This is a genomic window from Derxia gummosa DSM 723 (assembly GCF_000482785.1).
Lineage (GTDB): Bacteria > Pseudomonadota > Gammaproteobacteria > Burkholderiales > Burkholderiaceae_E > Derxia > Derxia gummosa.
In genome coordinates this window covers 379613-401209 of sequence record NZ_AXWS01000008.1, presented here as the reverse complement: position 1 = coordinate 401209, position 21597 = coordinate 379613, and the positions used below count along the sequence as shown (strand labels likewise).

16 protein-coding genes and 3 tRNA genes are annotated in these 21597 nt (G+C 62.7%); 5 read left to right on the top strand and 14 right to left on the bottom strand.

Going from position 1 to position 21597, the window contains the following annotated elements:
- Positions 1-167 precede the first annotated feature (167 nt).
- Together putA and putP are read left to right on the top strand one after the other, a co-directional pair.
- The gene (gene putA, locus H566_RS0108110) at positions 168-3323 is read left to right on the top strand and encodes a bifunctional proline dehydrogenase/L-glutamate gamma-semialdehyde dehydrogenase PutA (RefSeq protein WP_028311047.1); all 3156 of its coding nucleotides are present in this window, start codon (positions 168-170) and stop codon (positions 3321-3323) included.
- Positions 3324-3416: 93 nt separating this feature from the next.
- On the top strand, positions 3417-4904 hold the full coding sequence (gene putP, locus H566_RS0108105) for a sodium/proline symporter PutP (RefSeq protein ID WP_028311046.1): 1488 nt from the start codon (positions 3417-3419) through the stop codon (positions 4902-4904).
- Between the two features lie 24 nt (positions 4905-4928).
- Here the strand turns inward: putP and H566_RS0108100 are convergent, their stop codons facing one another.
- The 11 genes from H566_RS0108100 to H566_RS0108060 form a co-directional block, all read right to left on the bottom strand.
- Positions 4929-5705, bottom strand: a complete 777-nt coding sequence (locus H566_RS0108100) for a sulfite exporter TauE/SafE family protein (protein WP_028311045.1) — start codon at positions 5703-5705, stop codon at positions 4929-4931.
- A gap of 160 nt (positions 5706-5865) precedes the next feature.
- Positions 5866-7158, bottom strand: coding sequence for an isocitrate lyase (aceA, locus tag H566_RS0108095; RefSeq protein WP_028311044.1), 1293 nt, complete (start codon positions 7156-7158; stop codon positions 5866-5868).
- Positions 7159-7399: 241 nt separating this feature from the next.
- The gene (locus H566_RS0108090) at positions 7400-9280 is read right to left on the bottom strand and encodes a SurA N-terminal domain-containing protein (protein ID WP_028311043.1); all 1881 of its coding nucleotides are present in this window, start codon (positions 9278-9280) and stop codon (positions 7400-7402) included.
- Positions 9281-9339: 59 nt separating this feature from the next.
- A tRNA-Asp gene (locus H566_RS0108085) sits at positions 9340-9416 on the bottom strand.
- 25 nt (positions 9417-9441) lie between these two features.
- Positions 9442-9517 (bottom strand) — tRNA-Val (locus H566_RS0108080).
- A 34-nt stretch (positions 9518-9551) separates the two neighbouring features.
- Positions 9552-9824, bottom strand: coding sequence for an HU family DNA-binding protein (locus tag H566_RS28180; protein WP_084544882.1), 273 nt, complete (start codon positions 9822-9824; stop codon positions 9552-9554).
- A gap of 70 nt (positions 9825-9894) precedes the next feature.
- Positions 9895-12333: an endopeptidase La gene (gene lon / locus H566_RS28175; RefSeq protein ID WP_084544881.1), complete on the bottom strand. Its 2439-nt coding sequence runs from the start codon at positions 12331-12333 to the stop codon at positions 9895-9897.
- A 148-nt stretch (positions 12334-12481) separates the two neighbouring features.
- Complete coding sequence (gene clpX, locus H566_RS28170; RefSeq protein ID WP_084544880.1) at positions 12482-13747, bottom strand: ATP-dependent Clp protease ATP-binding subunit ClpX; 1266 nt, start codon at positions 13745-13747, stop codon at positions 12482-12484.
- A 36-nt stretch (positions 13748-13783) separates the two neighbouring features.
- A complete protein-coding gene (gene clpP / locus H566_RS0108070; RefSeq protein ID WP_028311041.1) occupies positions 13784-14398 on the bottom strand; it encodes an ATP-dependent Clp endopeptidase proteolytic subunit ClpP in 615 nt (204 codons plus the stop codon).
- Between the two features lie 52 nt (positions 14399-14450).
- Entirely contained in the window at positions 14451-15764 is a 1314-nt protein-coding gene (gene tig / locus H566_RS0108065; protein ID WP_034410978.1) for a trigger factor, read from the bottom strand.
- A gap of 86 nt (positions 15765-15850) precedes the next feature.
- A tRNA-Leu gene (locus H566_RS0108060) sits at positions 15851-15937 on the bottom strand.
- A gap of 227 nt (positions 15938-16164) precedes the next feature.
- Between H566_RS0108060 and lexA the strand changes: the two genes are divergently transcribed.
- The 3 genes from lexA to H566_RS23745 are packed head-to-tail and all read left to right on the top strand — an operon-like array spanning position 16165 to position 19193.
- Positions 16165-16809: a transcriptional repressor LexA gene (gene lexA, locus H566_RS0108055; protein WP_028311039.1), complete on the top strand. Its 645-nt coding sequence runs from the start codon at positions 16165-16167 to the stop codon at positions 16807-16809.
- 13 nt (positions 16810-16822) lie between these two features.
- On the top strand, positions 16823-17662 hold the full coding sequence (gene imuA, locus H566_RS23750) for a translesion DNA synthesis-associated protein ImuA (protein ID WP_051378356.1): 840 nt from the start codon (positions 16823-16825) through the stop codon (positions 17660-17662).
- Complete coding sequence (locus H566_RS23745; protein ID WP_051378354.1) at positions 17622-19193, top strand: Y-family DNA polymerase; 1572 nt, start codon at positions 17622-17624, stop codon at positions 19191-19193. The genes imuA and H566_RS23745 overlap by 41 nt, the downstream gene beginning before the upstream one ends.
- An 81-nt stretch (positions 19194-19274) precedes the next feature.
- Here H566_RS23745 and H566_RS27355 read toward each other — a convergent pair whose 3' ends face one another.
- The 3 genes from H566_RS27355 to urtE all read right to left on the bottom strand — a co-directional run bounded on the left by H566_RS27355 (position 19275) and on the right by urtE (position 21597).
- A complete protein-coding gene (locus tag H566_RS27355; RefSeq protein WP_051378353.1) occupies positions 19275-19664 on the bottom strand; it encodes a hypothetical protein in 390 nt (129 codons plus the stop codon).
- Positions 19665-19942: 278 nt separating this feature from the next.
- Positions 19943-20899, bottom strand: a complete 957-nt coding sequence (locus tag H566_RS23735; RefSeq protein ID WP_051378350.1) for an urease accessory protein UreD — start codon at positions 20897-20899, stop codon at positions 19943-19945.
- Positions 20899-21597, bottom strand: a complete 699-nt coding sequence (gene urtE / locus H566_RS0108030) for an urea ABC transporter ATP-binding subunit UrtE (protein WP_028311038.1) — start codon at positions 21595-21597, stop codon at positions 20899-20901. The genes H566_RS23735 and urtE overlap by 1 nt, the downstream gene beginning before the upstream one ends.

Genomic DNA, 21597 nt, shown 5'->3' with positions numbered 1-21597 from the left:
TGCGCGCTTCACGCCAGCGTCATCCAACCCTGATCGACGGCCGGATTTTTCCGAAAAACATCCGGATTCCCCTGCAAGAAAGCTTGGCGGCACCCTCCTAAAGTCAGCGTCATGCCGCCTTCGCGCGGCCCCCGTGACCCATTGCATTGCGCAGAAGGGAGGGCGCCATGTTCCCGGCCGCTCGTGTCCTGCAGGACGACTTCGCTTCCACCTCGCTGCCGGAGCTGATGAAGCTCGTCAGCGCCAATTACGCCGTCGACGAGGACGCCTGGCTCGCCGCGCTCGCGCCGCTGGCCGACCCCGGCGCCGCGGCCATCGACGCCATCCGCCGCCATGCGCGCGAGATCGTCGAGGCCGTGCGCCGACGCGGCGACGCCATCGACACGCTCGACGCGCTGCTGCGCGAATACAGCCTCGACACCCAGGAGGGCCTGATGCTGATGTGCCTGGCCGAAGCGCTGCTGCGCGTGCCCGACGCCGCCACCGCCGACGCCCTCATCCGCGACAAGCTCAACGGCGCCGACTGGGACCGCCACGTCGGCCGCAGCGACAACCTGCTCGTCAACTTCGCCGCCTGGGGCCTGGTGCTGACAGGCAAGGTCGCGCGCCTCGACGGCGACACCGCGCCGCGCGCCGGCAGCATGCTCAACCGCCTCGTGCAGCGCTCCAGCGAGCCGGTCATCCGCGCCGCCATGCATCAGGCGATGAAGCTGATGGGCAAGCAGTTCGTGCTCGGCCGCGACATCGGCGAGGCGCTCGCCAACGGCCGGCCGCTGCGCGAACGCGGCTACACCTATTCCTTCGACATGCTGGGCGAAGCCGCCCTCACCGCCGCCGACGCCGGCAAGTACCTCGACGACTACACCCGCGCGATCGAGGCCGTCGGCCGCGAGCCGCGCGTGGGCAAGGCGCCGCGCCCGAGCGTGTCGATCAAGCTGTCGGCGCTGCATCCGCGCTACGAGGTGGCGCAGCGCGAACGCGTGCTGGACGAGCTGTTCGGACGCGTGCGCGACCTGGCCGCGCGCGCCCGCGCGCTCGATGTCGAGATCACGATCGACGCCGAGGAAGCCGACCGGCTCGAACTCTCGCTCGCGCTGTACGAGAAGCTCATGCGCGATCCGGCCATCGCCGGCTGGGGCGGCTTCGGTCTCGTGGTGCAGGCGTATTCCAAGCGCGCGCTGCCGGCGCTGGTGTGGCTGACGCGGCTGGGCCGCGAGCTGGGCGCGCGCATCCCGCTGCGGCTCGTCAAGGGCGCCTACTGGGACAGCGAGATCAAGGCGAGCCAGCAGGCCGGCCTCGACGCCTACCCGGTCTACACGCGCAAGGAAGGCACCGACACCGCCTACCTCGCCTGCGCGCGCTACCTGCTCAGCGAGCGCACGCGCGGCGTGATCCATCCGCAGTTCGCCACCCACAACGCGCACACCGTCGCCGCCGTGCTGGCGATGGCTGGCGACCGCGACTTCGAGTTCCAGCGCCTGCACGGCATGGGCGAGGCGCTGCACGACGTGGTGATCCAGCGCGCGCGCAAGCCGGTGCGCATCTACGCGCCGGTCGGCGCCCACCGCGACCTGCTGCCCTATCTCGTGCGCCGGCTGCTGGAGAACGGCGCCAACTCGTCCTTCGTGCACCGGCTGGTCGATCCGGCAGTGCCGGTCGAGGCGCTCATCGAGCATCCCGTCACCGAACTGCGCCGCCACGCGACGCCGCACAACCCCCGCATTCCGCTGCCGCCGGCCCTGTTCGGCGCGGCGCGCCGCAACTCCCGAGGCATCAACATGAACATCAGCCAGAGCTGGAACGCGCTGGAAGCCGAACTCGCGCCGCAACTGCAACGCCAGTGGACCGCCGGCCCCGTCATCGACGGCCGCCGCCGCGACGGCCGCGCCCGGCCCGTGATCTGCCCCTGGGACACGGCGCGCAACGTGGGCAGCGTGCAGTTCGCCAGCGCCGCCCAGGCGCGCGAGGCCATCGACGCGCTCGCCGCCTTCCGGCCGACCTGGAACGCGACGCCCGTGGACGCGCGCGCCGCCATCCTCGAACGCCTGGCCGACCTGCTCGAACGCCAGCGCGCCGAACTCATGGCCCTGTGCACGCTCGAAGCCGGCAAGACGCTCCAGGACGGCATCGACGAGGTGCGCGAGGCGGTGGACTTCTGCCGCTACTACGCGGCGCAGGCGCGCCAGCGGCTCGGCCGCGAGACGCTGCCCGGCCCGACCGGCGAGCGCAACGAGCTGTTCCATGAAGGGCGCGGCATCTTCGCCTGCGTCAGCCCATGGAACTTTCCGCTCGCGATCCTTCTCGGCCAGATCGCGGCCGCGCTCGTCAGCGGCAATGTGGTGCTGGCCAAGCCGGCCGAGCAGACCAGCCTCATCGCCGGCCGCACGCTCGAACTGATGTTCGAGGCCGGCCTGCCCGTGCAAGCGATTGCAATGCTGCCCGGCGACGGCGCCGAACTCGGCGCCGTGTTCTGCGCCGACCCGCGCGTGGCCGGCGTGTGCTTCACCGGCTCGACCGACACGGCGCGCCTCATCAACCGCGCCCTCGCCGGCCGCGACGGCCCGCTGGCCACGCTGATTGCCGAGACCGGCGGCCAGAACGCGATGATCGTCGACTCGACCGCCCTGCCCGAGCAGGTGGTGAAGGATGCGGTCGCCTCGGCCTTCACCAGCGCCGGCCAGCGCTGCTCGGCACTGCGCGTGCTGTACGTGCAGGACGACATCGCCGAGCGCGTGATCGAACTGCTGCGCGGCGCGATGGCCGAACTGCGCGTCGGCCCGCCCGACCGGCGTTCGAGCGATGTCGGCCCCGTCATCGACGCCGAAGCCTGCAAGGCCTTGCAAGCCCACGTCGAGCATCTGCGCCGCGACGCCAGGATGATCGCCGAGACGCCGGTACCCGCCGGCCTGCGCGGGCATTTCATCGCTCCGGTGGCGTTCGAGATCCCGTCGATCGCGGCGCTCGACAAGGAACACTTCGGCCCGGTGCTGCACGTGGTGCGCTATGCCGCCGCCGAGCTTGACCGCGTGGTCGCCGCCATCAACGACACCGGCTTCGGCCTGACGCTCGGCATCCACAGCCGCAACGAGGAGACCGCCCGCCGCATCGAGGCGCTGGCACGCGTGGGCAACCTCTATGTCAACCGCAACCAGATCGGGGCGGTGGTAGGCGTGCAGCCCTTCGGTGGCTGCGGTCTGTCGGGCACCGGCCCGAAGGCCGGCGGCCCGGCCTACCTGATGCGCTTCACCCAGGAACGCACGACCACGGTCAACACGGCGGCGGTCGGCGGCAACGCCTCGCTGCTGGCGATGGCCACGGTCTGATCCGCTTTCGCCTCCGAGGGCGACTTCCCTGACGGGGAGCCGCCCTTTTTCTTGTCCACTCCCACCCCAAGACGCGCCGCAAGGAAGACATCCATGAGCGTTTCAACGCCCACCCTGATCACCTTCGTGATCTACATCGCCGCGATGGTGCTGATCGGCTTTGCCGCCTGGCGATCCACCAACAACCTGTCCGACTACATCCTCGGCGGACGCAGCCTCGGCAGTTTCGTGACCGCGCTGTCGGCCGGCGCGTCGGACATGAGCAGCTGGTTGCTCATGGGCCTGCCGGGCGCGCTTTTCGTGTCGGGCCTGTCGGAAAGCTGGATCGCGATCGGCCTGGTGATGGGCGCCTGGCTCAACTGGCTGCTCGTGGCCGGCCGGCTGCGCGTGCATACCGAGCATTGCGGCAACGCGCTGACCCTGCCCGACTACTTCACCCACCGCTTCGAGGATGACAGCCGCCTGCTGCGCATCCTGTCGGGCGTGGTCATCCTTGTGTTCTTCACCATCTACTGCGCCTCGGGCATCGTGGCCGGCGCGCGTCTGTTCGAGAGCACCTTCGGCCTGAGCTACGGCACGGCCATGTGGGCCGGCGCCGCCGCCACGATCGCCTACACCTTCGTGGGCGGCTTCCTCGCGGTGAGCTGGACCGATACCGTGCAGGCCAGCCTGATGATCTTCGCGCTGGTGCTCACGCCGGTCGTGGTGATGTTCGCCTGCGGTGGCCTCGATCCGACCCTGGCCGCGATCGAGGCAAAGAACGCTGTCGGCTTCGACCTGTTCCACGGCCAGAGCGTCGTCGGCATCGTCTCGCTCATGGCTTGGGGTCTGGGCTATTTTGGTCAGCCACACATCCTGGCGCGCTTCATGGCGGCGGATTCGGTCAGCTCGATTCCCAACGCGCGCCGCATCTCGATGATCTGGATGGTGGCCTGCCTGGCGGGCGCGGTGGCGGTGGGCTTCTTTGGCATCGCCTGGTTCTCGACGCATCCGGAACTGGCCGGCGCCGTGACCGAGAACCCCGAGCGCGTGTTCATCGAACTGGCGCGCCTGCTGTTCAACCCCTGGGTGGCGGGCGTGCTGCTGTCGGCCATTCTCGCGGCGGTGATGAGCACGCTGAGCTGCCAGCTGCTCGTGTGTTCGAGCGCGCTGACCGAGGACTTCTACAAGGCCTTCCTGCGCAAGAACGCGGGTCAGAAGGAGCTAGTGTGGGTCGGCCGCGCGATGGTGATGGTGGTGGCGCTGGTGTCGATCGGCATCGCGTCCAACCCCGGCAACCGCGTGCTTGGTCTCGTGTCCTATGCCTGGGCCGGCTTCGGCGCCGCCTTTGGCCCGCCGGTGCTGTTCTCCGTGCTGTGGAAGGGCATGACCCGCAACGGCGCGCTGGCGGGCATGCTGGTCGGTGCGATCACCGTGGTGGTGTGGAAGCAGGCGGGCTGGTTTGGCCTGTACGAGATCATTCCGGGCTTCGTGCTGTCGAGCCTTGCGATCGTAGTGTTCAGCAAGCTCGGCGGCGGCGCGAGCGTCGGCATGCAGACCCGCTACGAGAAGGCCGCGCTCGAATACGCGAAGCACGGCTGATCACGCCTGACCGGGCAGCAAGCGTCAGGACTGGCCGACCAGCGAACGCCACACGTCCAGCCCCAGCTTCGCCGCCAGACAGGTCACGAGCACGATGAACAATCCGCGCACGAAGCCCGTGCCCCGCCTCACCGCGATGCGCGTTCCGGCCAGGGCCCCGGCCATGTTGCAGGCCGCCATCGGCAGCGCCGCCGCCCACATCACATGCCCGGTCGGGATGAAGAACAGCAGCGAGGCGAGGTTCGTCCCGAGGTTCACCACCTTGGCCGAGGCCGAGGCGTGCAGGAAATCGAAGGCGAACACGCGCACGAACAGGAAGATCAGGAAGCTGCCCGTGCCCGGCCCGAACACGCCGTCGTAGAAGCCGATGGCCGCGCCCAGCCCGGCGGCCGCCGCCAGCTGCCTCGGCCCGATGCGCGAGGGCGCGTGGTCGCGGCCGAAATCCTTCTTCGCGAGCGTGTAGATCGCCATCACGATCATCAGCACCAGCACCACCGGCCGCATCCAGTGCGACGGCACGCGCGACACCACGCTCGCGCCCGCGAAGGCGCCGATGAAGGCAGCGGCCGCCGCAATCATCACGAGCCGCCAGGGCAGTGTCACCCGTCGCACATAGCTGCGCACGGCAAAGCCGGTGCCGCAGGCCGCCGCGAGCTTGTTCGTGCCGAGCAGCGTCGCCGGCACGCGGTCGGGCATCAGGCCGAACAGCGCCGGCACCTGCACGAGGCCGCCGCCGCCCACCGCCGCGTCGATCAGGCCCGCCGCGAACGCCGCGGCACACAGCCATGGCAGCACTTCCATTTCCATATCGCATCCACCAAAAGAAAAACCGCCCCTGCGGGCGGTCTTGTCGGGCGTGTCGTCAACCGGTGCCCGAAAAGAAAAAGCCGCCCCGGGGGGCGGGGCGGCTTTCTTACGCGGACGCGGCGCCGGACGCAAGGCCCGGCACGGCGACGACGGCTCAGTGCTTGTCGTCGAAGAACTGTTCGTCTTCGGTCGAGCCCTTGAGCGCGGTCGTCGACGACTGGCCGCCTTCGATGCACTGGGTCACGGCGTCGAAATAGCCGGTACCGACTTCGCGCTGGTGCTTGACGGCGGTGAAGCCCTTGTCGGCGGCGGCGAACTCGGCCTGTTGCAGCTCGACGAAGGCCTTCATCTGTTCACGGGCATAGCCGTGCGCCAGGTTGAACATCGAGTAGTTGAGGGCGTGGAAACCGGCCAGCGTGATGAACTGGAACTTGTAGCCCATCGCGCCGAGTTCCTTCTGGAACTTGGCGATGGTCGCGTCGTCGAGGTTCTTCTTCCAGTTGAACGACGGCGAGCAGTTGTACGACAGCATCTTGCCCGGGAACTTCTTGTGGATCGCTTCGGCGAAGTTCTTCGCGTATTCGAGGTCGGGCTTGCCGGTTTCGCACCAGATCAGGTCGGCGTAGGGCGCGTAGGCGAGGCCACGCGAGATGGCTTGCTCGAGGCCCGGCTTGGTGCGGAAGAAGCCTTCGACCGTGCGTTCGCCGGTCAGGAAGGGCTTGTCGTTGTCGTCCACATCGGTCGTGATGAGGTCGGCGGCTTCGGCGTCAGTACGCGCGACCAGCACGGTCGGCACGCCCATGACGTCGGCGGCCAGGCGGGCGGCGACGAGCTTGGCGACGGCGTCACGCGTCGGGACCAGCACCTTGCCACCCATGTGACCGCACTTCTTCACCGAGGCGAGCTGGTCTTCGAAGTGCACGCCAGCGGCGCCCGCTTCGATCATCGACTTCATCAGTTCGAAGGCGTTCAGCACGCCGCCGAAGCCGGCTTCCGCGTCAGCCACGATCGGCGCGAAGAAATCGGTGTCGCCCTTGCCTTCCGACCACTGGATCTGGTCAGCGCGCTGGAAGGTGTTGTTGATGCGGCGCACGACTGCCGGCACCGAGTTGGCGGGGTACAGCGACTGGTCGGGATACATCTCGCCGGCCAGGTTCGCGTCGCCGGCGACTTGCCAGCCCGACAGGTAGATGGCCTTGAGGCCGGCCTTGACCTGTTGCATGGCCTGGTTGCCGGTCAGCGCGCCGAGCGCGTTCACGAACGGCTCGGTGGTGATCAGGTTCCAGAGCTTTTCCGCGCCGCGCTTGGCGAGCGTGTGCTCGATCTGGATGGAGCCGCGCAGACGGACAACGTCTTCAGCGCTGTAACCGCGCTGGATACCCTTCCAGCGGGGATTTTCGTTCCAGTCTTTCTGAAGTTGTTGGGCTTGCTCTTCGCGCGATGCCATTGAGAACTCCTACTTAGGTTGGGAAACAGGACCCAAAGTGTAGGCAAGGCTTTTTGCGAAGCAGCATCACGAACGAGTGTGCACCATCGATTTTTTCTTCTTTAAAAACAATGAATTACAAACAATCTTTCTTATCAAGAAACCTAAAAACCACGATATGAAATTTTTTCGTCAAGTGAAGCCCCATCAAACTTTCACGATACGGAAGCAAATTACCGTATCGTGAAAGTTTGCATGCTGCTTACCGAGACTTGTCGAGATGAATGGAGATCTTCTCCCTCGACCGCATGCCGGCAATCATCGCCCCCGCCTCGGCGGTCGACATCATCTGTTCGTACTGCGTGGCGATGGCCCGCGTCCGATCCGATTCCGGACTGACCGCCGTCACTGTAGTGATCCGGTAGATCGCATAGCCGCCCGAAACCGGGCTGCCCGCATAGGCCGGCAACTTTGAATCATCGGCCGCAAAGATTGCCGCGACGGCAACAGGCGTCAGCCCCTTCGCAGGCGCCAGACGATCCGTTTCCTGGGCTGCGCCAAAGGCAAGCTCGGGTGACTCGCCGGCACGTAGGGCCTTCAGCAGCGCCTGTCCTTTGTCGGAAGCTTTCGCCTGCCCTTCCTGACGCTTGACCGCCTCGACAATCTTCGGACGCACCACATCGAGAGACTCCGTCCGCACTGGCGAATGCTCGACCACTCTGGCGGAAACCAGGCGATCGGTACCGGCGTCGATGGCCGCTGTGTTGTGCCGGCCATTGATCGCATCATCCGAAAACACCGCGTCGAGAACACGGCGCTCACTCAGGACACCGCCAGCGCCGCTGCGCTGCAGATTGTCGGCACGCTGAACAACCAGCCCCAGACGCTCGGCGGCTGGCTTGAGACTGTCAGCCTGCTCATAGACCAGATTGCCAAACTGCTCTGCCGCCTCGGCGAACTTCCGCTTGCCCAATTGTCGCCGCACCTCAGCCTCGACCTGGTTGCGGACCTCCGCAAAAGGCTTGACCGCACCGCCGGAAACCGAATTGAGCCTGATGATGTGAAATCCGAAATCAGTCCGCACGACCTCACTGATCTGACCGGGCTTGAGCGAGAAAACGGCATCCTCGAAAGGCTTCACCATCATGCCTCGGCCGAAACTGCCAAGTTCGCCACCGGCGGTCTTCGAGCCCGGATCATCCGAGTTCTCGCGCGCCAATTGTGCGAATGACGAAGGTGACGCTTTTAGCTTGGCCAGTAAATCGTTGGCCTTGGCCTCCGCCTGCTTGACCTCCTCTGCCGAGGCACCTTGCCCAGCGGCTATCAGGATATGAGCGGCATCACGCTGTTCGGCAGTTGCATAAAGCTGCTTGTTCTGTTCGTAGAACTTTCGAAGATCATCCTCGGAAACGTCGAGTTTGGATCCGACACTGCTGGCATCCAGCACCAGATATTCGATCGAAACGGTCTCGGGAATTTCGAAAAGCTGCTTGTTCGCGGAATAGTAACTCTCGATCTGCTCGGCAGTGGGTTCCACCTTGTGCGCTTCATCGTCACTGGAGATGATCGCGGTCTGGACCGTACGCTTCTGAGCCAAGGCAGAACTGAATCGTTCAGCCACTAGCTGGGGAACATTCGCCGTGACCGCGGGGAGACTGGCCAGCTGATCCGTCGCCAGCCCGAGCCGGATCCGATTCTCGAAGTCGCGTTCCGACATTCCCTGAGCAGCGATCAACTGCCGATAACGTTCGATACTGAAACGGCCGTTTTCCTGCAAGGACGGCTCTCCGGCGATCGCTCGCCGCAGCAATTCATCAGGCGTCGAAACCAGCGCCTTGCGCGCACCATTGGCCACGACTTTCTGATCAATCATTTGATCCAGAATCGAACGTCGAAACTCGGGGCTGTCAAGCGCTGCGCTGTCGAAAGCAGCTCCCATGCTAGAGCGCAAACGTTCCAGCTGACTTGCTACCGCACGCTCGAATTCGGCCTGCGTTACTTCTGAATCACCCACAGTGGCGGGATTCGAACCTCGCGCATTTCGCTCGAGATAACCTTGCATTCCGGTAAATGCAAAAGGAAGAATCAGGAGCCCGAGAATTACCTGCGCCCACCGCTTATTGACCCGGATCCATTCAAGCATGTTAATTCCCTCTGGAGGGCAAAAAAAAAGCGAATCGGCTGGCCGATTCGCTTGTGTGCTGGCGGAGTGGACGGGGCTCGAACCCGCGACCCCCGGCGTGACAGGCCGGTATTCTGACCAACTGAACTACCACTCCTGATTTTTCGCACTGCCTTGATGACTGGTGGGTGCTGAGAGTCTCGAACTCCCGACCTACGCCTTGTAAGGGCGCCGCTCTACCAACTGAGCTAAGCACCCGCATCAATCATCATCGCCGATGCGAGAAAGCTTGCTAGTTTATCGCATCTCTCAACGCTTTACCAGCGCGAAACTTCGGAACCTTCGCTTCCTGTATGGAAATCGCCTCCCCAGTCTTGGGGTTTCTGCCACTGCGTGCAGCCCGACTTGAAACAAAGAAAGTTCCGAATCCGACGAGAGAGACGCTGTCACCCTCCTTGAGAGACTCGCTGATCGCCATCACCAAAGAGTCGAGTGCTCGACCTGCAGCAGCTTTAGAGATGTCAGCCTGTTTCGCGATATGGTCAATCAGTTCGGTCTTGTTCACAAATACAAATCCTCGCTACTTGCATGCTCCCATTCCGAAAAAAACAATTCTCTCGGGAATGGGGGACATGTCAGTGCTTCACAATATCCTCGGCCTTTGCATCAGTGATCTCCGTTGTCTTGGCAATCTCCGACGCAACCACGACGGGCGTAGCCTCTTCTGGCAGCGGCTGAGGTTGGCGCTCCAAGGCAATTTCAAGCACCTTATCAATCCAGCGCACCGGAACAATCTCGACGCTACTTTTGACGTTGTCCGGTATTTCCGCCAGATCCTTTACGTTCTCTTCAGGTATCAATACAGTCTTGATGCCTCCACGCAAAGCAGCCAGCAATTTCTCCTTCAATCCACCAATGGGCAACACCTCGCCACGCAAAGTGATCTCACCCGTCATGGCCACATCCGCCCGTACCGGAATCTCGGTCAACACAGATACAAGTGCCGTGGTCATTGCAATACCTGCGCTGGGACCATCCTTAGGCGTCGCCCCTTCCGGTACGTGAATGTGGATATCGCACTTCTCGTAAAAATCGGGGGCAATGCCGAGCTTGTTAGCTCGCTTACGCACGACTGACATAGCGGCCTTGATCGACTCTTGCATCACATCGCCGAGCTTGCCTGTGGTCGTAGTGCGCCCCTTGCCTGACACAGAGACAGCTTCAATGGTCAGCAATTCACCGCCAACCTCTGTCCACGCCAACCCGGTCACTTGACCGATACGATTGTCGCTTTCAGCAACGCCGAAATTGAAACGACGCACTCCAAGATAAACACTGAGATTATCGGACGTGACAGTAACCGCATCCGCAGTCTTTTCTTTCCTGAGAAGAAGTGCCTTGACGACTTTCCGGCAAATCTTTCCGACCTCACGCTCCAGCGAACGAACACCCGCCTCCCTGGTATAGAAACGAATCACATCCCGTAAAGCGTCCTCGGCGACAACCAGTTCGCCCGACTTCAAGCCGTTATTCTTCATCTGCTTAGGCAACAGATACCGCTCAGCGATATTTACCTTCTCATCCTCCGTATATCCTGACAAACGGATAATTTCCATGCGATCCAAGAGCGCCGGCGGCAGATTCAGAGAATTGGCAGTCGCGACGAACATGACGTCAGAAAGATCAAAATCGACCTCCACGTAATGATCGGCGAATGTGTGGTTTTGCTCCGGATCCAGAACTTCGAGCAAGGCTGACGACGGATCCCCCCTGAAATCCATGCCCATCTTGTCGACTTCGTCAAGAAGAAAAAGCGGATTCCGTACCCCTACCTTAGTCAAGCTCTGCAGAATCTTACCCGGCATTGAACCGATGTAAGTCCTACGATGTCCGCGGATTTCTGCTTCATCACGTACGCCACCCAATGCCATTCTGACAAACTTGCGATTGGTAGATTTCGCGATCGATTGCCCTAGAGAGGTCTTACCAACCCCAGGAGGGCCAACAAGACAAAGAATCGGTGCCTTGACCTTATCGACACGCTGCTGAACCGCGAGATATTCAAGGATCCGCTCCTTGACTTTCTCAAGCCCATGGTGATCGGAATCCAGCACCTCTTGGGCGTGCACCAGATCATTATTGACCTTGCTCTTTTTCTTCCACGGAAGATTGACCAGCACATCAATGTAATTGCGAACTACCGTTGCCTCCGCCGACATCGGAGACATGAGCCTCAGCTTCTTCAGCTCCGCGTCGACTTTTGCCCGGGCTTCCTTGGGCATATGAGCAGCCTTGATCTTCTTTTCAAGCTCCTCGATATCAGCACCGTCCTCCCCTTCGCCCAACTCTTTCTGAATGGCCTTGACCTGCTCATTAAGATAGTACTCGCGCTGCGACTTCTCCATTTGCCGCTTAACACGACCGCGAATACGTTTCTCGACCTGCAGAATATCGAGCTCGGTTTCAAGCTGGGTGAGTAAATGTTCCAGACGCTGAACGGTTCCTGCCATTTCCAGAATACTTTGCTTTTGCTCTAAGCGAAGCAAAAGATGAGCAGCAATGGTATCCGCCAGGCGACCGGAATCTTCTATTCCGCCGAGGCTCGCCAGGATTTCTTGTGGAATCTTCTTGTTCAACTTGACGTACTGCTCAAACTGCTGAAGCAGCGTACGCCGCATGGCTTCAATCTCCGCCCCGCCGCTGACGTCCGGAGCGATTTGATTCAGTTCGCAGGAAAGATAAGTCTCCTGATCCTGAACAGAATTAATCTTTGCTCGCTGCTCGCCTTCGACCAGAACTTTCACAGTTCCGTCAGGCAACTTCAGCATCTGCAAGATATTAGCAATGCATCCAATATCGTAGATGTCCTCGGCAGACGGTTCATCTTTCGAAGCCGTTTTCTGGGCGACGAGGACAATGCTCTTCCCTGCCTCCATGGCCATTTCCAAAGCCTTGATAGACTTTGGGCGCCCCACAAACAGCGGAATGACCATGTGAGGGAAAACCACGACATCACGCAGGGGCAACAATGGAAGTTGCATGCTTTCTCCGGGCAGCGTAGTGGGAGTTGACATCTATGAGTCCTTCTCTGTTGTCGCGGTTGTATTACTCGACTATGGGGTTCGCACGTCTGAAATCAAGCCCCTGAATGATGCAAAGCAGACGGACCACCCTCAAGATGCAAAAGGCCGCCCATGGGCGGCCTTCCTACGTTAAACAACCCTACTGGTCAGATGCGGCAACCTTTGGCGTTTCTGAATAGATCACCAAGGGTTTACCGGCATGAGCGATACAACTTTCGTCGACCACCACTTTCAGCACGTCCTTGAGAGCAGGCAGGTCATACATGCTGTCGAGCAAAACATGCTCAATAATGGACCGCAACCCTCGAGCGCCGGTTTTCCGTGCCAAAGCCTTCCTCGCAATTGCCCGGAGCGCTTCGGACCGAAACTCTAGGTCTACACCTTCCATCTGGAAAAGCTTTTGATATTGCTTTACCAAAGCATTTTTCGGCTCAACCAGGATTTCGACAAGAGCCTCTTCATTCAACTCATCCAACGTTGCAATCACAGGAAGTCGCCCGATCAACTCAGGAATTATCCCGAACTTGATCAAATCCTCTGGCTCCACATCACGAAGCAACTTTCCTACGGCAGTCTCCGACTGGCTTCGAACCGCCGCACCAAATCCGATGCCACTGCGCTCGGAACGATTACGAATTACCTTTTCCAAGCCATCGAACGCACCACCACATATGAAGAGAATATTGGTAGTATCGATTTGAACAAAGTCCTGATTTGGATGCTTTCTTCCACCCTGAGGGGGAACGCTTGCAACAGTACCTTCAATCAACTTGAGCAGGGCTTGTTGCACACCCTCGCCGGAAACGTCGCGCGTAATTGATGGATTGTCAGATTTCCGAGAAATCTTATCAATCTCATCAATATAGACGATACCTCGCTGCGCACGATCAACTTCGTAATTACAGTTTTGCAGCAGCTTTTGAATGATGTTTTCGACGTCCTCACCAACATATCCAGCTTCAGTAAGCGTGGTGGCGTCAGCAATCACGAAAGGCACATTGAGCAAACGAGCCAGCGTCTGCGCCAATAACGTCTTACCCGAACCGGTCGGACCAACCAGGAGAATGTTGGACTTCGCCAGTTCGATTTCGTCTTTTGCCCCCATGTGCTTCAGACGCTTGTAGTGATTGTAAACAGCCACTGCAAGAATCTTTTTTGCAGTCTCCTGACCAATTACGTACTGATCAAGAATCTGGCAAATCTCTTTCGGAGTCGGAAGATCACCCTTCACAACAGGCGTATCTTGGGCGATTTCCTCCCGAATAATGTCATTGCACAACTCGATGCACTCATCGCAAATGAAGACAGAAGGGCCCGCGATGAGCTTCTTGACTTCGTGCTGACTTTTTCCGCAAAACGAGCAGTACAGCAGTTTCTCGCTCGACGAGCCCTTCTTGTCTGTCATTTGCCACCCCTGAGAAGCTGTGTCGTCGACTAGCGCTTAATCGCGCTTGGTCATGACCTTGTCAATCAAGCCGTATTCGACAGCACCTTCTGCCGACAGAAAATTATCGCGATCCGTATCGCGCGCAATGCGCTCCATGCTCTGGCCAGTCCGATCGGAAAGAATCGAATTGAGCCGCTCGCGCAAGTAAAGAATTTCACGAGCCTGGATCTCGATATCGGATGCCTGCCCCTGTGCGCCACCCAAAGGCTGGTGAATCATGATGCGCGAATTCGGCAGCGCCATGCGTTTGCCTTTCGCGCCTGCAGTCAGCAGGAAAGCCCCCATGCTCGCAGCAAGACCCGTACAAAGAGTGCAAACGTCAGGCTTGATGAATTGCATGGTGTCATAAATCGCCAGGCCGGCATAAACAGAACCGCCAGGCGAATTGATGTACAGATAAATGTCCTTGTCGGGATTCTCTGACTCCAGGAAAAGCATCTGTGCGACTACAAGGTTCGCGCTCTGATCATTCACCGGGCCAACGAGAAAAATGATCCGTTCCCGCAAGAGACGGGAATAAATGTCGTAGGCACGTTCACCACGACCGGACTGCTCGACAACGATCGGCACCATGCCGAGTGCTTGGGGATCACGTGGATCGATGTTCATGCTGCCCTCGTTTTGGTTGAAAGATCAGAGTTTCACCTTGCTGGAAACGCAATCAGCTCGCTGCGTTCATCAGCTCATCAAAAGATACCGCCGTTTCGACGACATTCGCCTGGCTGAGTACCCAATTCACGACGTTATCTTCAAGCACCACGGCTTCAACATCAGCCAGACGTTTGCGATCGGCAAAATACCAAGCCATGACCGAGGCCGGATCTTCGTAGCTCTTGGCGAAGTCCTCAATATGAGCACGAACCTGGTCCTGGCTGGCATTCAAGCCGTTGCGGTTAACGAGTTCACCAATTGCCAAGCCAAGACGTACTCGCCGTTCGGCTTGGGCCTGGAACAGCTCAGCCGGGAACGGCAGGCTGTCATCCACATTCATGCCACGCTGCTTCAGGTCATTGCGCGCCATTTCACGGAGACGCTCGATATCCTGTTCGATCAGGGCCTTCGGCACTTCGAATTCAGCAACCTTGAGCAGCGCGTTCATCACGCTGTCCTTGGTACGCGACTTTGTACGATTGCGCACTTCGCGCTCCAGATTCGTACGCACGTCTTCGCGCATCTTTGCAAGATCGCCATCCTCGATTCCCAGCTGCTTCGCGAATTCGGCATCGACTTCGGGCAGTACGGGACCCGACACCGATTTGACCGTAATTTCAAACTCCGCAGTCTTACCAGCAACTTCCTTGCCGTGGTAATCCTCAGGGAAGCTCAACGGGAAGGTGCGCGACTCACCGACCTTGAGGCCAAGGGCACCTTGCTCGAATTCCGGGAGCATCTGCTTGGCGCCAAGCACGAAGACGAAGTCCTGGGCCTTGCCGCCGTCGAATTCGACGCCGTCGATGCGGCCGACGAAATCGCAGGTCACGCGATCGCCGTCCTGAACCTCGCGATCGACATCCGCCCAACTCTGACGCTGCTTGCGCAGTATCTCGATGGTCTTGTCGATCTCGGTGTCGGTGACCGGCGAATCGACGCGCTCGACATCGGCGGCCTTCCAGTCACCAAAAGTGATTTCCGGGAAGACTTCGAAGGTGGCGACGAACTCGGCGTTGTCGCTGGGAGCAACGCCTTCTTCCGCAGCCTTGGGCTCGACGCGCGGCTGGCCGGCAACACGCAATTGCGCATCGCTGATCACCTTGTTCATGGCGTCGTTGATTCGCTCGCTGACGACTTCGTTCTGGACCTGGAAGCCGTAGTTCTGCGCGACGAGCTTGAGCGGGACCTTGCCCGGACGGAAGCCCTGCATCTTCACCGAGCGCGACAGACGCTTGAGACGTGATTCGACTTCCTTCGCGATTTCGGCGAGAGGAACGCTGATCTGGACGCGACGCTCGAGCGCGCTGACTTGTTCGATTTGCATGTTGGAGACTACCGATCCTTGGATATGAGTTCCGGACCGATGCATTCATCGCGATAACGGAATCGAATGCATCCATCGACGGGAGCTGGTGCGCGGAACAGGACTCGAACCTGCACAGTGTTTCCACCGCGAGGACCTAAACCTCGTGCGTCTACCAATTTCGCCATCCGCGCAGCTTGGGCGTCGACGTTACGGATGGATTGCATTCTAGCCGAAGGTCGAAAAGGCCTTTCCGATCGATGGAGCACCGTGCACTTGCCAAGACACCGATACTGTACAAAACTACAGATACCGATCATGCATACAGCTATAGCATGAGCTCGCCTTGCCGCGAGTTGTCCGAACAAGAACACAGAAGGTGGTTTCCATGGCCAAGCCCGTTCCGCCGTCATCTCCCATCCTGGCGCGCCTGACCGAACGCCAGCGCCAGGTCTTTGACCTGATCGGCAGTCACATCCGCGATTCGGGCTTCCCACCCACGCGCGCCGAGATCGCAGCCCTGCTGGGCTTCCGTTCGGTCAATGCGGCCGAGGATCATCTCCAGGCGCTGGCAAAGAAGGGCGCCATCGAGTTGCTGCCCGGCGCGTCACGCGGGATTCGCGTGCTGGTGGCGATGGAGTCGGATGACGCTGCTTTCGACGGCAAAACCTCTCGTGGCCTCAACCTTCCGCTCATCGGTCGTGTCGCGGCCGGCAGCCCCATTTTGGCGGCCGAACACATACAGGCTTCCTATGCGTGCGACCCGGCGCTCTTCACCGCCAAGCCTGACTACCTGCTCAAGGTGCGCGGCATGAGCATGCGTGACGCCGGCATCCTCGACGGCGATCTGCTGGCGGTGCAGCGTGCAAGCGAAGCGCGCATCGGCCAGATCGTCGTTGCGCGACTGGCGGATGAAGTCACGGTCAAGCGCTACGGCAAGCGTGGCAACACGATCGAACTCCTGCCCGAGAATCCCGATTACCAACCCATCCAGGTCAACGCTGATGACGAGAGCTTCGCCATTGAAGGGCTGGCGGTCGGGCTGATCCGAGTCGGCGTGCACTGACACAGGGGGCGCCATGTTCCTGCAAGCAATCCGCGCCTCCGGGCAGCGGGTCGGGGCGGCACTGCGCCGCGTACTCTGGCAAGGCGACCATCTGGCTGCCGACGACCAGCCCGCGATCGCCACCGGCTTTCGTCGGCTCAACCGCGAACTGCCGGGAGGCGGCTGGCCTGTCGGCGCGCTGACCGAACTGCTCATCCCGCGCGCCGGCATCGGTGAAATGCGCCTGCTGGCCCCCGCACTCAGGCACCTCGCCGCCGAGGATCGCTGGATGGTGTTGGTGGCGCCCTCCTCGCACGACGACAGCAGACCGGAGCCTTACGGCCCTGCGCTGGAGCAGCTTGGCCTGAAGCTCGACCGCCTGCTCGTGATCGACACCCAGCATGCGGCCGACCGGCTCTGGGCTGTCGAGCAAGCCTTGCGCTGCCCGGGCTTCGGTGCGCTGCTCGCCTGGCTGCCTGATGCCTGGCCAGACCAGTTGCGCAAGCTTCAGCTCGCAGCCCAGGGCAGCGAGGGCTTGTGCTTCGTCATGCGGCCGCCGACAGCGCAGATCGAGTCTTCGCCCTCGCCGCTACGGCTGGCCTGCCGGGCAGTGCGCAGCAGCGCGGTCGATGCGCCGACGGGCATCAATCCGCATCGCATCGAGGTCGACATCTTCAAGCGGCGCGGCCCGCCCCTAGATTTCCCACTCCACCTGGAGCTGCCGCCTCTGCTGGCGCCGGCCGTGTCGCACGCAAAGCCACAGTCGCTTGACGGGCTGTCGCCCGAAATCGAACTGTCCGAATCCTCGCAGTCCATTCCTCGCAGGCCTGCCCATGTTGTGGATCGCCCTCGCCTTTACGCAGTTGCCGCTTGAAGCCCGCTGGCGCAACGACGCCGAGCCGGTCGGACCACGCGCCATCGTGCGCAAGCACCGCGTCACGCTGTGCAATCCCGCAGCCGAAGTTCGGGGCGTGCGTGTCGGCCAGAAGCGCAGCCTCGCCATCGAGATCTGTCCGGGCCTGCGCATGGCCGACCCTGACGACCCCGAGCAAGCCGCCGCGCTGGACGAAGTTGCGCTGGCGCTGGCCCGCTTCACACCAGCAATCGCCTTCGTGCGTAGCGCCAGCGGCACGCGCGGCCTGCTGCTGGAGGCTGGCGGCAGCCTGAAGCTTTTTGGCGGCTTCCATGCGCTGCTGCATGCGATCCGCTTCACCGTGAGCGAGCTCGGGCTGAGCGTCGATCTCGCGGCCTTCACCACCGCTACTGGAGCGTGGTTGCTCGCCCAGCACGGCATGCAGTCGGAACACGCGCTGCGGCATCTGCTCGAACATGTCGAGGCGTCCGCTCACGACGGGAGTGGGTCCGCCGATGACCCGTTGCACGCCCTCGACTCCCTGCCCACGCCGCTGCTTGACACCGCCTATCCCTGCGCCGACGTGCTGGTCGGCATCGGCTGTGGTCGGCTCGGCGCGTTGCGGCACTTCCCGCGCGAAGAGTTGATCGCCCGCTTCGGCGCCGGCCTGCTCGACGAGGTCGATCGCGCCTATGGCCTCGCGCCCGATCCGCGCGATTTCTGGTCGCCGCCCGAGCGCTTCGAGGCCCGACTCGAACTGATGGCCCGCGTCGACCATGCCGAGGCGCTGCTGTTCGGCGGGCGACGCCTGCTCGTGCAACTAGTCGGCTGGCTCGGCGCGCGCCAAGCCACCACGCGAGCCATTGCCCTGCATTTCGATCACGAACGGCATCGGGACAACGGCCCGCGGCACTCGAGCCTCTACATCCGTCTGTCCGAGCCCACACGCGATCTAGAGCACCTGGCGCTGCTGCTGCGTGAGCATCTCGCGCGTACCGTGCTGCCCGCGCCGGTGCTCGACATCCGGCTCGAAGCCACCGAGGTCGAGATTGCCGACGGCGCTTCCGGGGAGCTGTTTCGCAGCCGCGCAAGCGACGATCAGGCCATCGCCCGCTTCGCTGAACGCGTCGCGGCTCGGCTCGGCCCGCATGCGGTCCGCACCATCGCATTGCGCGATGACCATCGGCCCGAAGCCGCCCAGGTACTTCAGCCGTTTGGCGCCATCCCGCCACGCCGAGTCGATCCCCGACGCCAGACCCGCATCGGCCATGTCGAGCACGATCGGCAGACCCTGCCGCGCCCAGCCTGGCTGCTCAGCCGGCCGGTGCAACTGCGCATACGCAACCAGCGCCCCTGGCATCACGGCGATCTGCGCCTGCTGGCTGGGCCCGAGCGCGTCGAAAGTGGCTGGTGGAATGACACCGAACCCCCAGCACCGGCTGTGCGCGACTACTTCATCGCCGAGAATCATGATGCCGAGCTGCTCTGGCTGTTCCGCGAGCGCAAGCCCGGTGGCGACGAACACTGGTTCCTGCATGGCAAGTTCGCTTGATCGGAACTTGCGTCACCGTCGTCCGCTTCCGCGCGCGCGTCGGGCCTCGATCTTCGGCTTGCGACGCGCGCGGCGGCAGCGTCAGGGCTTGCGTGCCGTCAGTCGCCGCACATTGCCAGTCACGCGCCGATGCACCGGGTCCAGCGCGGCGCGCATCACGGGTGAGAAGTCAGGCATGCGCAGGCTGGTGGCCGGCAACACCGTCCAGTCGGGCCGCGACCAGCTCTCCAGCGCGGCGCGCCAGCAATTCAGCGCGAAATCGATCTGCATGCGCTGCAAGCGCATCCCGATGCCCATCCAGGACTCATTGAAGGCCAGCAGCTTCTCGTGCCCCATGCGGAAGTTCTCGGCCCGGTCCCGCGCATCCGGGTTGGCACCGGCCGCCGCGATGCCTGCAAGCCGCATCGAAACCACGAGCGGCGCCGACCATCCGATCTCGCAGGCCTTGAACCAGTTTTCCCAGGCGGCCATGCCACCCCGTGCATTCGCAACCATCGGCTTCTCCGGTGAAGTGAGCGTCGGCCCAGACTGAAGGCCGCGACGCCTTGGCACCGCCGACGTTGCAATGCGTTGCGCGCCAGCACGCAACACAAGCAAGAGCTGACAAGGCGAGCGCGACGGCGCCAGTCGCTTTCGGTACGGCTGGCGGCTTGGCGGCTGGCGGCTGGCGGCTGGCGGCTGGCGGCTGGCGGCTGGCGGCTGGCGGCTGGCGGCTGGCGGCTGGCGCAGGAAACCACAGCCGCACCGGCTCAGGTCGCCCAGATGCGCGGCCGGCGCGGCAACCGTCCCAGCACCGGTTCGCGCACCGCGAGCCAGAGCGCCTCGAGCTGCGCCCTCACGGTCTCGGTGCGGTGTCCGGTGACGCGACCAACCAGCAGATCGGGCGCCAGCCGCGTGAGCGCGCAGGCGATGCCGGCAGCCCCATGCCCTTCTCCGGTCGGATCAAGCGCCGGCAGCCCTCCGGCATCCACGCTCGCGCGGCCCGCGAGCCGCGCTCGCAGGTCATCGAGCGCGGCATCGCTCCAGTGTTCGCCACAGGCCCAGAAACAGCCGAACACATGCCCCCCGCCCAGACCGAGAGGCGAGCGCAGCAACTCGTCATCGCCATCGATGCGCGTCAGCTCGATCCACTCCGGTCGGCCGTCACGCCACAGCTCGATCGTCTGACCGAAGCGCCCCGCCGCGAAGCGCTCGCCAGCCGCGAGCCGCCCGAGCGCGACGATGTCCCAGCCCAGGCAGCGCGCGCCCGGCGCCATATCGATGCGCAGCGACGAACGCACGCGCGCCGCGTCATAGACGATCGCCTCCTGCGGCAGCCATTCGAGATCGCCCGCCACACGCAGCCGCACATGCTGGCCCGCGTCGCGGCCGTTGGCGCGATACCACTTGCCCGCGCCCGGCGTCGTCACGAGCGCATGCGCACCCGCCTCCACCGTGGCCGAGATCGACAGCTGATCGCCGCCCGCGATGCCGCCCGGCGGATGCACGACCAGCACATGGCAGACCTCGTCGCCCTCGGGATAGAGCGCCTTCTGCACCCGCAGCGGCCCTTCGTGACTGCGCTCCAGCAGCGTGCGCGGCCCGCTCGTAGCCGACGACGGCCGGAAGCGCAGATCGAGCCGCGCACGCCAGCCCCGCGCTTCGGCCGGCTGTGCCGCCTGCCCGCCCGCGCCGACGGCGGCGCCTGCCTTCACCACCGCGCCCATCAGATCGCGATCAGATCGCGCACACCCTTCTCGGCCATCTCGCTGCCCGGCCCCATGTGCGTGACCTGGCCGCGCGACATCACGGCGTAGTGGTCGGCGAGCGATTCGGCGAAGTCGTAGTACTGCTCGACCAGCAGGATCGCCATGCGCCCCTCCTCCACCAGCTGGCGGATGACGGTGCCGATCTGCTTGATGATCGACGGCTGGATGCCTTCGGTCGGCTCGTCGAGGATGAGCATCTTCGGGCCGGCGGCAAGCGCCCGGCCGATCGCGAGCTGCTGCTGCTGGCCACCCGACAGGTCGCCGCCGCGCCGGTGCAGCATCTGCTTCAGCACCGGAAACATCTCGAAGATGCGCTCCGGAATCTTGCGCCCCGCCGCGCCCGACAGCGGCGCGAGGCCCATGAGCAGGTTCTCCTCCACCGTCAGCCGGTTGAAGATCTCGCGCCCCTGCGGCACGTAGCCGATGCCGAGCGCCGCGCGCTCATAGGGCGCGAGCGCGGAGATGTCCTTGCCCTCGAAGGTGATGCGGCCGGAGCGGATCGGCACGAGGCCCATCATCGAGCGCAGCGTCGTGGTCTTGCCCACGCCGTTGCGGCCGAGCAGGACGGTGCAGGCGCCCGCGGGCACGTCGAGGCTCACATCGCGCAGGATGTGGCTGCCGCTGTAGTACTGGTTGACGTTTTCGAGTCTCAGCAT